General features: G+C 35.9%; 15 protein-coding genes and 1 pseudogene. 7 read left to right on the forward strand and 9 right to left on the reverse strand.

The window, feature by feature from the left end; all coding sequences use genetic code 11:
- Positions 1-367: 367 nt before the first annotated feature.
- The 8 genes and pseudogenes from LIT25_21775 to LIT25_21810 form a co-directional block, all read right to left on the reverse strand.
- Positions 368-1798, reverse strand: a pseudogene (locus LIT25_21775) (IS4 family transposase).
- Positions 1799-2117: 319 nt separating this feature from the next.
- Positions 2118-2414 (reverse strand): GNAT family N-acetyltransferase, encoded by a 297-nt coding sequence (locus LIT25_21780; protein ID USK36368.1) that lies wholly within the window; start codon positions 2412-2414, stop codon positions 2118-2120.
- A gap of 32 nt (positions 2415-2446) precedes the next feature.
- Positions 2447-2989, reverse strand: a complete 543-nt coding sequence (locus tag LIT25_21785) for a PepSY domain-containing protein (protein ID USK33143.1) — start codon at positions 2987-2989, stop codon at positions 2447-2449.
- Positions 2990-3043: 54 nt separating this feature from the next.
- Entirely contained in the window at positions 3044-3583 is a 540-nt protein-coding gene (locus LIT25_21790) for a PepSY domain-containing protein (protein ID USK33144.1), read from the reverse strand.
- A gap of 724 nt (positions 3584-4307) precedes the next feature.
- Positions 4308-5060: an MBL fold metallo-hydrolase gene (locus tag LIT25_21795; GenBank protein ID USK33145.1), complete on the reverse strand. Its 753-nt coding sequence runs from the start codon at positions 5058-5060 to the stop codon at positions 4308-4310.
- A 96-nt stretch (positions 5061-5156) separates the two neighbouring features.
- Complete coding sequence (locus LIT25_21800) at positions 5157-5597, reverse strand: SUF system NifU family Fe-S cluster assembly protein (GenBank protein ID USK33146.1); 441 nt, start codon at positions 5595-5597, stop codon at positions 5157-5159.
- An 84-nt stretch (positions 5598-5681) separates the two neighbouring features.
- Positions 5682-6671 carry a GTP-binding protein gene (locus tag LIT25_21805; protein ID USK33147.1) on the reverse strand — a complete coding sequence of 330 codons (990 nt, stop codon included), beginning with the start codon at positions 6669-6671 and terminating at the stop codon, positions 5682-5684.
- 12 nt (positions 6672-6683) lie between these two features.
- Positions 6684-7076 carry a (2Fe-2S) ferredoxin domain-containing protein gene (locus LIT25_21810; GenBank protein USK33148.1) on the reverse strand — a complete coding sequence of 131 codons (393 nt, stop codon included), beginning with the start codon at positions 7074-7076 and terminating at the stop codon, positions 6684-6686.
- A gap of 333 nt (positions 7077-7409) precedes the next feature.
- On the opposite strand from LIT25_21810, the gene LIT25_21815 reads away from it, so the two are divergent.
- The 5 genes from LIT25_21815 to dcd all read left to right on the forward strand — a co-directional run bounded on the left by LIT25_21815 (position 7410) and on the right by dcd (position 11814).
- A complete protein-coding gene (locus LIT25_21815; GenBank protein USK33149.1) occupies positions 7410-8366 on the forward strand; it encodes a GTP-binding protein in 957 nt (318 codons plus the stop codon).
- Between the two features lie 234 nt (positions 8367-8600).
- On the forward strand, positions 8601-9632 hold the full coding sequence (locus LIT25_21820; protein ID USK33150.1) for a metal ABC transporter substrate-binding protein: 1032 nt from the start codon (positions 8601-8603) through the stop codon (positions 9630-9632).
- Between the two features lie 54 nt (positions 9633-9686).
- Positions 9687-10394, forward strand: a complete 708-nt coding sequence (locus tag LIT25_21825; GenBank protein USK33151.1) for a metal ABC transporter ATP-binding protein — start codon at positions 9687-9689, stop codon at positions 10392-10394.
- Positions 10340-11188, forward strand: coding sequence for a metal ABC transporter permease (locus LIT25_21830; protein ID USK33152.1), 849 nt, complete (start codon positions 10340-10342; stop codon positions 11186-11188). The genes LIT25_21825 and LIT25_21830 overlap by 55 nt, the downstream gene beginning before the upstream one ends.
- A gap of 50 nt (positions 11189-11238) precedes the next feature.
- On the forward strand, positions 11239-11814 hold the full coding sequence (dcd, locus tag LIT25_21835) for a dCTP deaminase (protein ID USK33153.1): 576 nt from the start codon (positions 11239-11241) through the stop codon (positions 11812-11814).
- A gap of 58 nt (positions 11815-11872) precedes the next feature.
- On the opposite strand, the gene LIT25_21840 is transcribed toward dcd, so the two are convergent.
- Positions 11873-12037 carry a DeoR family transcriptional regulator gene (locus LIT25_21840; GenBank protein USK36369.1) on the reverse strand — a complete coding sequence of 55 codons (165 nt, stop codon included), beginning with the start codon at positions 12035-12037 and terminating at the stop codon, positions 11873-11875.
- Between the two features lie 579 nt (positions 12038-12616).
- Between LIT25_21840 and LIT25_21845 the strand changes: the two genes are divergently transcribed.
- Positions 12617-12928, forward strand: a complete 312-nt coding sequence (locus LIT25_21845; GenBank protein ID USK36370.1) for an ArsR family transcriptional regulator — start codon at positions 12617-12619, stop codon at positions 12926-12928.
- A 350-nt stretch (positions 12929-13278) separates the two neighbouring features.
- The gene (locus tag LIT25_21850; GenBank protein USK33154.1) at positions 13279-14457 is read left to right on the forward strand and encodes an MFS transporter; all 1179 of its coding nucleotides are present in this window, start codon (positions 13279-13281) and stop codon (positions 14455-14457) included.
- The last annotated feature ends 3 nt before the right edge of the window (positions 14458-14460 follow it).

Genomic DNA, 14460 nt, shown 5'->3' on the forward strand with positions numbered 1-14460 from the left:
GTACCTTTCTCCTTATACCTATGTTGTAAATTTCTGATTTTAGGATATGGTGTCCAATATATTCTATTTTTATCAAATAGATGTCAAATATCAAGACGGACTTTTGTTGTAAAACCCTTCGTTATTAATTTTATATTGTCCCTTTTCCTTTGGCTACGTTTGAATGTTGGAAAAAGACTGACCACATTTGGAAAGTACATGTAATCTCTATTTAATACTTGGGGTAGGGGTACCGCCACATCGTTATCAAGCTAAGCTCATGTAACGTCAATGATAAGCAAGATTGTTTCTTTTTTTCGAAAGTCTATATGTAGATGCTTTAAAGATTTGCATACGAAATAAACCCTAACGGGTTTCCTTTTTTGAATTAAGCCGCTTGATTATCAGACATGGTACAATTGTAAACGACACCTAATATATCAAAGACTGTTTTCTTCTCATATCGATGAGATTTTCGCCCGTTTTGCTGTAGGAGGTTGAACAGGCGAAGTAAAACCTTTGATAGCTCTTGGGTGTCTTTCTGTATAGCTTGGAAAAGAAGAAGAAAATAATCTTTAATCATATATATGGCCTTATACTCACTCAGTTCTCGTTTCTTTTTCATAAGAAGTAATTGCCGCATTTGAAACATGATAGAAGAACAGAGTAGAATGGCAATCAATTGTCCATACAAATGGCACTCCCATCTTTCTGGTTATATCTTTTTACACTGATCAATTTGAAAGAATGATTTCCACGTTTTAAATAAAATTTCGATTTGCCAACGTAAAGAGTACCAATCATGTACTTGTCCCATCGGGACAATATCTGTAGGAGTGTTTGTCATATATACATTGATACCACTGAGTCGTTTACTACGAGGAGAATACTTCATTCCTTTCTTTTTTTCTCTTACAGTTTGATCTTGTAATCGTTTTTGTTGTTGTTCTTTTGTTAGCCGATGAACAATCACACGAGTTGGTACTTTATCAGTCATTCCTACATAAGCGTCGGATATTTCGCATGTTTGTCCTGGTTGAAGTGAGTTCATTAAGACCTCCATATCTATCTGTATATACTCTGTACCTTTCTTGATTCTTCCATCTTGAAAATAATCAGGGTTGGGATTTTTTTGATAAATACGTGTATTTGATTTAATACGAGAGATATAGTAAGCCTTTTTATCTTGTATATGTTGAAGATCTTTCAAGTGAAAATAACCTAAATCACGGATACATAAATCATTCGCTGTCACAGTTGGGACACACAGAGAACCATAGGTTCGATCATGTTGTTTACCTGGACCTGTATGAATATGTAGGAACTGTCCACTTAATAGATCATACTCAAGCTGAATCTTCACCCCCGCTGTATGACTGCATCCTCCTGCACCTGGATAAACAGATGAAAATACATCGTGAAGTTGAAATGCAGTTGAATCTAGGATACGAATACGCTTGAAAATAGAAGTGTATGGAGAAGTGAGCAGCTTAGTTGAAGATAACTTTTGGTTGAGAAGTTCGGCTAACACTTGTTGTAGAAATTGCACGGATGTGGCATTAAATCGTTGATTCAGTCCCTCAGGACTGATGAGCACTTCTGTTGATGCCTCTAAACAGCTACATAACTGAGTTAAAGAGGTTTTAGCGACATTTTGACTCATCCATACACATAAAGCGACTAAATCTTTTGCTTGGTACTTACTGGTTCGTTGTACAAAACCAACATCTCTAGCAAGATCTCGTAAGAAATTTGGAGATAAGAAGTTTTGAATTTCTTGAGCAAATAGTTGTAATTCATCAGATACAGAAATAGACATACAAAAACGCCATCCTTTCCTATGAGTCTACAGAAAGAATAGCGTATTTTTTTCATTTTAGGGGGTATTTTGTTTTGTTAGCTTGATAGCGATGGGGTACCGCCAGCAAAACGCGGATTTACAACGTTAAGGACACTCCAGTATTAAAAAATCCCAATCTCTCAGTGATATAAATGAGAAATTGGGATTTAATTATTCAATTGCGCCCGATGATGGAAGATCGATTAACTTATATTAGTGAAAAGAGTTTAAAAAGATTATCGGCTCTTGTATATACATAGAATACGTTCAAAGTCTGGATACTTTTCATTTAATCTCGTTATCTTAAAACATTCATTGATCGATAAAAATCTACTGCACCTTTATCGATCAATGAATGTTTTTCACAGCCGAACTTAATCATTTTGCTACCTATCCCTTTTACTCTTCGCACTGGGGAGACTACAATATGTTTTATCTCACAACCATTTGAATTATTAAGTTCAATACCTATACAACCAACTATTTCCCCTTTAAGCTCAAATCCATATAATCTTCGCTTTAATGATTGTATGTATTTTTCATATTCTTGGTCAACTTTATGTTCTGAAGTCGCATAAGAAAGAAGTCTTCTTATGGTAGCTAGTTCTCCCCCATGTAGAGCTGTGGCTAAACCTCCAAATCTCTTGCTTTTTTTTTCGCCATTAGACGCTTATAAAAAGGAAAGCCAAACATATAATACCCTGAAAATGACAGCAGTATTAAGGATAAACCTGTCATAGTAAGGATACTGTATCTATACCAATTACCAAAGAAGGATCCATCATGCAAAGTAATGAGAAAAGTTGAGTAATCTGGATTTGTAGATAAAACTTTTCCCGTACTTGCATCGATTTGAACACCTTGACTGTTATTAAAGCGAACCTGGTAAACATTTGCACTTGGTCTATATTCAATTCTAAATATATCTTCAACCGATGCTACACTCGGAAGTCCCTGAGACGTGGCAATGGACACGACCTTATCCATAGGTATCGATTGACTTGGACTCGCCTCTTTCCCCGTCCTTAACTCATCAGCCACTCCGAGTGGTATCATATAAACAAGCAAGAGGCCTGTGACTGCTATAAACATAAAAACAACAGATAAAATTAATCCTGCCCATTTATGTACTTTTCGGCTTAATTGATACAACTTTACAGATTTGGACATTGTTCCATCACACTCCTTGACTTCTTTTTAATTAAACAATACAAAGGCCTATTACTAAATTTCTAAATTTTTCGCTTTTTTTCTTACCATTAGACGTTTATAAAGAGGAAAGCCAACCATGTAATATCCAGAGAATGAAAGTAAGATTAAGGATAAACCTGCCATCGCTACAGCACTGAATTTATACCAATTACCAAAGAAGCTTCCATCATGCATAGTAATGAGTAAGGTTGTGTAATCTGGTTTTTTAGATAAAATTTTCCCCGTGCTCGCATCCATTACAACTTCTTGATCGTTTGCTAGAACCCTGTAAACATGTGGACTTGCAGTCAATTCAATTCTTGAGATATCTTTGAACGACTTTACACTAGAAAACTCCTGAGAAGTAATGGATAGAACCTTATCAATAGGTATCGTTTGGCTTGGCTTGGCATTCCCCTCCACAGTATTAACACCCGAACCCAATCCAAGTTGTGTTGAAAAAACAATTAAAAGTCCTGTTACAGCTAAAAACATAAAAACAACAGATAAAATTAATCCTGCCCATTTATGTACTTTTCGACTTAATTGATATAACTTTACAGCATTTGACACTGTTCCTTCACCCCCTTTCTTGAAATTGTTTAAACCCTTTATAAATGCTCAAAAGAAAATAGGTGTGGACTAAATAATAGCAACATTTTTATGTCTTTTTTGTAAATCAGAGCATTTCTGAATTTTCCAAATCCGATCGTAATACCTTAATCGATTTTTTCAACCGCCCCACGAATTTCTTCAACTATCTCCTAATTATCAGTAGAAGCTTCTACTTTTTTTCCATCGTAAAGGACTATTTTAATTTGTATTTAGCGTAAGTCTAATACCTGTCAAAGTCCCATCAGATCTACCCTCTTTCTGTAAATTTGGCCAACCGTCTGAAACGTTAGTAATCTAAAGTGTAAAGGGGACTGAACCAGTTGAAACAATTACTGTTTCAGTGATACAGCCCCCTAAATTCCAATATACTATGGGCTCAATTCTAAAAGATTAATTCAACATATATATAAAATTAAAGTGGATTTGGATATGTTATTCAACTTTTCTCTTTGGTGAAGTGAACACTTTATCTCTTTTATATTCTTCCTCCCATTAATCGGCATTCTTAATCCCCAAAGCTTTGGGATAAATACTGGGTCTAGTATCCCTTGCTTTTTCTGATTTTCATAATCATTAGTAATTAATGTTGATTTATCTGAATATTCATTCAATTGATTAATCTCTACTACTAAAGCAAACTATTACAGATGGTGGCAAGGAGAAACTTTCATTATCTCGTGTGTTATTTTGTATTCTCCATTACTGGCACCCATACCCATGTTGAACCTTCCCTTTTAACACGCCCCACTCCTGGAAAAGGATAGTGGCACACAAACAATAAAGCTTCCTTCTCTATTGCATCCTGCAAAAAACGTTTTCGTGTTTTTAACCCTAGATCAGGTGACATTTCCGCACGAATATGAGAAGGAAGATGGTGCAACGATAACGGATCGTTTAAAATATCCGAAGCCACCAATAAATAGTTCCCTTCCGAATAGAGAGTGAGGGAAAGATGACCTGTTGTATGTCCAGGTGCAATAAGAAGATGAACACCAGGAACTATCTCGATATCTGATGCAATTACGGTCTTCTGGTTCCTTAAAGGCTCTAATTTTTTGAATTCCTTTGATTGAGGATTGCTTTCCCATAGGTCCCACTCATCTTTTCGTATGATATATTCTGCATTTGGAAAAGTCGGTGATCCGTCATACGAGAGGCCTCCAACATGGTCCATATGCCCATGAGTAATAATAACAATGTCGATATCCTCTGGATAGATCCCTTGTGTTTCTAACTGGCCAAGTAACTTCCCTGCTGTTGGTAGATGATCCTTTCCAAATCCTGCATCAATTAAAATGTTTTTGTCACCCGTATCTATAAACATGAAATTTAGTGGAACATGAAAATCAGTCGGAATGTGATGAATGATGTCCTCCGGCGTATTCGCGAAAAAGAAGTCCTTGGTAACTGGGAAGGCTCCATCTGATAGTACCATTAACCTAAATGTTCCTAGTTGAAAAGGGAATATTGTAGAGCTCATGTTATATTCTTTGAAACCATTTATAGTCCACATTAAAATGTTTTTTATGAACTATAAGGTATCGTATGCCTCCTCATCGTTTAAAATTTTGTCTAGTGCTTGCCAAGTCATTAACGCGCAATTGTGTCTTGCTTTTAATTGATGGACACCTTGAAGCGATAGACTATCACCTAGATCTACTCCGTCCACTACTTCTCCATGGACTAATAACTGCTCAAATGCTTTTCTAAAGGTATAAATCTCTTTAAGAGTCCTGTTTTGTATAAGCTCAGTCATCATAGATGCAGATGCCATACTTATGCTGCACCCCTCACCCAAGAACGTTGCTTTTTTGACCAGATCACAATCAAGATCTAAATATAACGTCATGACATCCCCACACGTAGGATTCTTATAATGGATACTCCGCACATTTTTTCCTGTTAACTCTTCGAAGTTTCTTTTATATCGATAATGATCCATGATAACTTGGCGGTACAGGTTATCTAGCATAATCATAAATCTCCTTTAACGAAATTAAATGGCTCTTCTGTTAGGATAGTATCGTTTTCGTTCTTCCAGGATATAGAGGTTAGTTTAGGTTGCTATGCAATGTTTAAATTGCTGCTCAAGCGCCTCTTTGTCTAAATTTTTCCCGATAAAGACAAGTTCACTGATCCTCGTTTCATTATCTTTCCACTTACGATCTGGACTCCCTGAAAACAACATATGCAGACCTTGGAAAACCAATCGCTCTTCTCTGTCCTGGATATATAAAATCCCCTTATAACGCAAGAGATCTTCTCCTTTCTCTCGAACAAGGTAACTCATCCATCGATTTACTTTTTCAAAGTCTAGTGGTTTCTCTTCCCTAAAGGCAATCGATGACACCTTATCATCATGATGGTGTTGGTGATGATCTTCCAAAAAATGAGGATCAATTTCAAGTTTACGGTTGAGATCGAATGTATGAATCCCGAGGATATCTTTTAGATTTATATTGCAATTTTGAGCATGCATTCTCTTAGCTGCTGGATTCATCTTGGAAATTCTTCGCTCTAAAAAGGTTTGATTATCTTCTGTTACTAAGTCTGTTTTATTTAAAATAATCACATCGGCAAATGCAATCTGCTCTTGTGCTTCATCATGACCATCTAAGTGCTTGGTGATGTGCTTACTGTCAACTACGGTGATTATACTATCTACTTCAAATTTTTCAGATAGTAATTCATCCATAAAAAAGGTTTGAGCAACAGGTGCTGGGTCAGCTAAACCCGTTGTTTCGATTAAAACTCGATTAAATTTTACGCTTCCTTGGTCCATTGAAAAAACTAGAGTCCTTAAGATTCGAATTAAATCTCCTCGTACTGTACAACAGATGCAGCCATTATTCATTTCTAAGATTTCTTCATCGGCATCAACGACTAGTTGATTGTCTATCCCTACTTCTCCATACTCATTAACAATAACGGCGATTTTTTGATTATGCTTTTCAGTAAGGATCCGATTTAAAAGAGTTGTTTTCCCTGCACCTAAATATCCCGTTAATATAGTAACAGGTATTTTATTTGATTTGATCAACGTCATCACTTCCTTTATCTACAATATTTTCGATACTTTTTTAACTTTTTCTGTGTCTTTTGGAATCCCAGTGACAACTTCCTCTTCGCGATTAAAACCATGTCCATGAAATGTATGGCTTACTTTCTCTAGATAATCTTCATTGGCAAGAAGAGAATCAACAAATGGAGAGGCATCTTCAGGTTTCAAATCCTTATACCATGTTCCTTTTGGATAATCGATGACAACGCATTTATCATGGCATCTTCCATTGCAACGGGTCCGCGTTGTGTGGATGGTATCATCCATCTCTCGTTCTGAGATTTCCTTTCGAATAGCTTGTGTTAGTTCTTCTGCTCCGACCTGATTACAACTGCTGCCATTGCAAATAAGGATATGATGCTTTGTATTGCTTAAATCCCATGTCGCCATATATGACTTCCCTCCATTAATAGGCCTCTTTTATTTTCGAAATGAAGACCTTTAATAAACTCATCTTGTTAAAGTTCAGATTAACATGTATCATTACTTCAAATCGTAATAATTACGATTTACAATGTTATTTTATCTCTTCTTTTCTTTATTAGCAAATGCAAAAACATTCCCATGGAATAAAAAGCTATCCAATCTATAAGGTTATGTTAGGTCAAATAACGATAAATGGTTCACGCGAAAAATTGAAGAATAGTCATCTTTTTTAAACATAGACATAAATCATTGGGTTAAATCGTATTCATTACGAATTATTTGTGAGGAGGAATGGAAATGAAAAAGGTATCCGTTTACGTGATAAATGGTTTTTTAGGCAGTGGGAAAACAACCATGTTGCTAAAGTTGGTAGAACAATATAAAAAAGAAAACAAGAAAGTGGCTATTATCTTAAATGAATTAGGGGCAGTTCATGTTGAAGGTCATTTGTTTAAGGGCCAGCAATTAATTGAGCTTTTAAATGGATGCATTTGCTGCACCATTCAAAATGATTTACACCTAACACTCCAATCTTTAATAATTCAGCATGAAAGTGAGCCCATTGATGTTTTGTTGATAGAAGGAACGGGAGTCGCCCATCCTCTTGAAATAGCAGAGGTCTTTACGCCTGCTTCTATGAAAAAAGTGTTTGATTTGAAATCAATCATCGGCATAGTGGATGCCAGCCACTTTTTAAATTACCTAAGTATTTTTTCAAGTTCAAAAGAAATTCGAACTCTAATGAAGGAGCAAGTACTACATTCATCTATTGTTCTACTAAATAAAATAGACTGTGTGGATGACGTGCTCCTCCCTAAAATTCACAAAAAAGTTGATTCGTTAAAAAAGAATGAGGTTCCCGTATTGATGACTTCCTACGGTGCCACCGATTTTAGTGAAATCCGAAAGGATCGCTTTGAACCTAAAAATTCAAGGCCCCCAACAACAGCCAATGATCATCACCATGAGCATGAGTCGCATCACAGTACCATAAAGACAATAAAAATGGAAAAAGTGCCCATGATGGACAAGCAGCTATTAACCAAGTGGCTAAACAATCTACCGAAAGACGTAATTCGTGTCAAAGGCCTCGTACAATTCAAGGGGGATTCACATCTTACACACATCCAGTATGCAGATAAGCTGGTACGTTATACATCAACAGAAAAAAGTGATCAGAGACAACCTATTTTAGTATTGATTGGAAAAGATTTGACCAAAGATCTGTTTCTTTCATTCCCCAATGATTTCTAACGTGAAGAGTAACAATCTAGTTTTATAAAAAGATTTTATAAAAAGAATGTTACCATTTTAGCCGATCTATCGTTCTAAACGATGGATTTTTTTATTACCCTATGCCAAGATTTCCCTTGTTCTTTTTAAAATTAAGTGGTAAATTATCAATGGTTAGCCTTAAATCGTAATTATTACGATTTGTAAAATATCAGAGAGTACACATATTTAAATGGATAGAAATGAGGAGAAACTATGAATCGATTAAACGTAAAAACAATGTTAGTAGCCATGGTTTGTTTTACAGTCATGGTGGGATGTAGCAATAAAGAGGATGTTACGTCAGGCCAAAATGAAGAAGCCACAAAATCAGAGGAGAAGCTACATGTCGTCACGACCTTTTATCCTATGTATGAGTTTACTAAAAACATTACTAAAGATAAGGCTCAAGTGGACCTCTTAATCCCTTCCAATATTGAACCACATGATTGGGAACCTACTCCGAAAGATATGGCTACCATTCAAAAGGCCGATCTACTCGTTTATAACAGTCCTTTTATGGAAACCTGGATTTCCTCTATCCAAGAAAGTTTGGATGAAGAACAACCCCTGTTTATCGAAGCGAGTGAGGGAATCAATTTAATGGAAGATACCGAACACGATCACCATGATGAAGAAGGCCATCATCATGACGAGGAGTCAGAGCACGATGATCAGGAGGCTGACCATCATGACGAGGATGAAAATCATCAAGAAGACAGTGAACAAATGGATCCACACGTCTGGTTAAGCCCTGTCCTTGCTCAAAAAGAGGTACAAACGATTACAGAATCTATAGTAAAACAAGACCCAAAAAATAAGGAATTTTATGAAAGAAATAGTAAAGAGTATATTCAACAATTGAAAGAACTAGATGAACTTTACCGAACAACACTGCAAAATGCTTCTAGCAAGGAAATGATTACCCAACATGCTGCCTTCGGGTATTTAGCAAAAGAGTATGGCCTAGCACAGGTACCAATTGCTGGATTATCTCCATCAGAAGAGCCAAGTCCATCTAAACTTGCTGAACTCAAGGAATTTGCTAAGAAGCATCAAATAAACGTGATTTACTTTGAAGAAACAACTTCTCCTAAAGTAGCTCAAACATTAGCTGGGGAATTAGGAGCTGAAACCGAGGTGTTAAATACATTAGAGGGTTTAAGCAAAGAAGATCAGGAGAAAGGGCTCAGTTATATTGAAGTAATGAAGAATAACTTAAAGTCCCTTGAAAAGTCGTTTAAATAAATTGAAGTAGATTAATGAATTTTAAAAAGTGTGCGTCAGAGAGGAATAGAAAAAGTGAAACTTGTTTCTTTGTCTAATGTCGTTTTTGGATATTCCCATACTCCATCATTAAACGGAGTGTCCTTTGAAATTCAAAGTGGTGAATTTGTTGGCGTTACCGGTCCTAATGGAGCGTCCAAATCAACATTGCTACGAGTCATGCTAGGTTTACTAAAACCTTGGGAAGGAACGGTAACACTAAGTAAAAATAATGCCGAAGGAAAACGCCTTACTATTGGGTACGTCCCCCAACAAATTGCCTCTTTTAACACGGGTTTTCCAAGTACAGTTTTGGAACTTGTGTGTTCTGGAAGATTTACTAAGTACAAATGGTTTAAAAGGTTAAACCGTGAAGATGAAGAAAAGATAGAAAATGCCTTAAAAATGGTGGGGATGTGGGAATTTCGTCATCATAAAATTGGTGCTTTATCTGGAGGCCAAAAGCAAAAAATAATTATTGCCAGAGTCCTTGCTGCCGATCCTGATTTATTGGTATTAGATGAACCGACAACTGGAATGGATGCAGAGAGCAGAAAAGGATTTTATGACTTTATGTCCCACCAGGTGAAAACACATAGTAGGACCATTGTGATTGTCACACATGAACAGAATGAAGCACAGAAATATTTAGATAAAATGATTCGTTTAGAGAGGGGTGAAAAAGGTGGATGGAAATGTTTAACTTGGAATTCATGCAGCGAGCATTTTGGGCAGGCGGATTAATAGCCATTCTTGCGCCTATATTAGGCGTATACCTCGTATTAAGAAGACAAGCCTTAATGGCAGATACGTTGTCCCATATATCTCTGGCTGGCGTAGCCATTGGTTTTTTTATTCATACAGATATTACCCTATCAAGCATTCTTGTTGTAATAGCAGGAGCAATAGGTATTGAATACATGAGGCGTGCCTATCAAAGCTATTCAGAGGTTTCAATTGCGATTTTAATGGCAGCAGGTCTATCCTTCGCCTTATTCTTAATTAGTATAAGTGAAGGTGGAATGACACCCAGCATTGAGCAGTATTTATTTGGATCGATTGTCACAATCAGCTGGGAACAACTTTATGTAATGGGTGGAGTCACCGCACTAACACTCCTTTACTTCTTTATGTTAAAGAGGCCACTATACTTAATGACATTCGATGAAGATACGGCTTTTACAAGTGGCATCAATACAAATCTATTGTCCCTATCCTTTAGTATTTTAGTTGGTTTAGCTATTTCAGTCATTATACCAACGATTGGCGTACTTTTAGTTTCAGCTCTATTGATTTTGCCGGCTGCTTTTGCAATCAGATTCGCAAAAGGGCTTAAAGTAGTTATTTTGACCGCTATTCTAATTGCCATTTTTAGCATCTTTTCAGGGTTAGCCTCTTCCTATACCTTAGGCACTCCCCCAGGTGCTACCATTACTTTATTATTGGTCATCATCTTATTCATTGGGTTTCTCAGTCAGAAGATAATACTAACTTTCAATAGAAAAATGAAGCGCAGAACACGCCAGCAAAGCTTGTAAGTATCCGTTACAGATAATTGTAGAAAATAGTGATCCGGAGGTACACGGTTATGATCCTGTCTAGTAAAACGATCTTAAAGAAAATAAAAGAAAAAGAGATTATTATTGAACCACTTATATCATCCCAGCTTCAACCGGCTTCTATTGATTTACGTATAGGAGGTCACTTTTTGGCCATCGATGAGCATTCTACCCCTCTCATTTCGCTGGACAAACCAGCTATGTATAAAGAAATTTGCAAAGAGCAGATTATTATACCGCCTAAAGCCTTCGTGTTAGGAACAACCATTGAATATATTCGCTTACCTGCTAATATGACAGCCTTTGTAGAAGGAAGAAGTTCGATTGGAAGATTAGGGTTGTTTATTCAAAACGCTGGATGGATTGATCCTGGTTTTGAAGGACACATCACTTTAGAACTTTACAACGCGAACTGTGTGCCCATTGAGTTAAAGGCAGGAAGGCGCTTGTGCCAATTAGTATTAGCTTGCTTGGATCAAGAAAGTACCCCCTATAAGGGCAAATACAATGGGCAAAATAAAGCAACGGAAAGCAGAATTTATCTTGATGAGGACACAGAAGAATTGAGTCAAAAGAGGAACAAGAAATTTAAAGAATTCGATTAATTGAATAGCTAATAATTCCACTCCTACTGTGTTAAACATTGTTTGGCAAATTATATCTCTAAAGAAAAGAGGAACTAAAATAAACCGCTCCACCGCGCACCCTTCTTATATACTCTTCTTTCTCGAGATATTCAAAATCCCTGCGGACTGTTTCGGTAGACACACCAAACATTTTTGTGATCGAAGACACCTTGACTGATTTATTTTTTCGCAAGCATTCCATTATATTTTCATGACGCTTATGAGCTAACAATATTTTCACCTGCTTTAGTTATTAGGCAAATTTGGTATTTCTTAATTTTTTTACTTATTCTATAAATAACACAAATTCGCATAAGTTCACAACCTAACTCATGTGAGATTTTTGTAAAGTTTTTACATGCAGATACGTACATACAAGCTTTCTCAGTATTTTTCTACAAAAATCCAATATAAATAAGATATGTTTGAATGAACATAATTTTTGGGAAAATAAAGAAATAACTAAAAGGGTGGTTGTTGGTTTGGAATAAAGTTTGATTAAAACTCACTTAAAAAAAATTCTTTAATCGAAAAATGCCCAAACATCCTAGCTTTTTTCAAAACTTCGCGTCTTTTTTATACACATCGTGACTTTATTTCAAATCCACACCCTTTACAGTAGGTCAAATAATGAAAAGCAAATCGAACCCCCTATTAAGGCTACCAAACGACTTGGAAACGAAGAGATAGTCGATTTGTTGAGTACGAATATGTGAGAATAGAAATTTCATTTCCAACATCTCCTATTTACAAATCTATAAAAGTAGATATAATTGTAGTTATGGAACCTTCATTAATTTATAAAGCATTATCAAATGATACTAGACGTCAAATCTTATTATGGCTAAAGAATCCAGAAAAGTTTTTTGACGAAAAGCCTTATTTAGAACAAGGAATTAGTTTTCAAGTTGGAGTATGTGTAGGAGATATCCAGCTCAAAACTGGCTTAGCCCAATCTGTTGTTTCTAGTTATTTATTAACGATGAAAAATGCAGGATTATTAGAATCCGAACGAATTGGGAAATGGACGTATTATCGGCGAAATGAAAAAAAAATACAAGAATTTTCCGATTATGTCCAAAACGAATTATAAAGTGAAACTTGAATCAGTGGGAGTTTTCTTCACCTCACTGATTCTTAGTCTTCTCGAATTCTGCTTTTACAGGAAGCCGGTTCTCCACCTCACCATTTTGCGAAAGGAACCTCCCTGCTCGTTCATGCAAGACAAATAGAAAGGAGGATTTTTTTAAAGATTTCATATCTAATTATACAGATATCTGTTATTGTGTGTTTAAATAAACAAGAGAACGATGACATTTTTAGCGATATCCCCTTGTAACAATACCCAACTATTTTTTACGTTAATGAATTGGATTCCTATAAATTTTAAGCATTTATGTATACATACTTTTTAAATCAATATAAGAATGGAGAATTTTATAAATGAAAAAAGTAGACCATCTACTTATTATTATGCTAGCAGTAGGTGTATTTGGAATTATTACAACAGAGATGAGTATTGTCGGCGTATTACCACAAATCACTCAAAAATTTGGAATTTCAACTGCACAAGCCGGATTATTAGTAAGTATATTTGCTCTAGTTGTTGCGATTTCTGGACCATTTTTAATACTGCTCGTATCTGGGATTAATCGTAAAATACTTTTATTAACAGCAATATCTATTTTTGCTATCTCTAATATGATTTACGCTTATACAACACAATTTGAAGTTATGCTCATTTTTCGTATTCTTCCAGCAGCACTTCACCCACTCTTCTTTTCAATCGCTCTTGTAACTGCTGCTAAACTTGTCCCTCCAGAAAAAAGCGGTCAAGCAGTTACAAAAGTTTTTACGGGAATTACTGTTGGATTTGCTTTAGGTGTACCATTGACTTCTTACCTTGCAGAACAGTTTTCATTAGAAATTGCGTTCATATTTGGAGCATTTGTAAATGCTCTCGCATTTATCGGAATATTGATTTTGCTTCCTTCTATGCCCGTTGAAGAAAAAATGTCTTTTGGCAAGCAAATTCGTATATTGCGTAAATCAGCATTATGGTTAAATATCGCAACTGTTACCTTTCTTTTTGCAGCCATGTTTTCAGTTTACAGTTACTTTGCCGAGTACCTTGCAAAAGTAACAGACATGAATAGCTCTCTCATCAGTATCATGCTATTCATATTTGGTGTCACTATGATTTTAGGTAATCATTTATTTGGAGTTTTTCTGCAAAAAAGTATAGTAAATACCGTAATATTTTTTCCGATTTTATATTCAGTCGTTTATTTATTGGTTAATTATTTAGGGTCTTATCTTGTTCCAATGATTTTTATGGTATTCATTTGGGGAATCGTACATTCCGGCGGTTTAATTGTTGGTCAAACATGGTTAATAAGTGAGGCAAAAGAAGCTCCGGAATTTGGCAATAGCTTATTCGTCTCGTTTTCCAACCTTGGAATTGCTTTAGGAACCTCTATTGGTGGCTCGTTCATTTCTCAATTAGGCATTCACCAGCTTATCTGGAGCGGATTCACATTTACACTGCTTTCGTTTTTATTGATCATCATAAAACTAAAATTTTTCAACTCTAGTAACCAAGTGGTGCTACCCCTTAATTAACAA

The sequence above is a fragment of the Bacillus sp. F19 genome (assembly GCA_023823795.1).
Lineage (GTDB): Bacteria > Bacillota > Bacilli > Bacillales > Bacillaceae > Bacillus_P.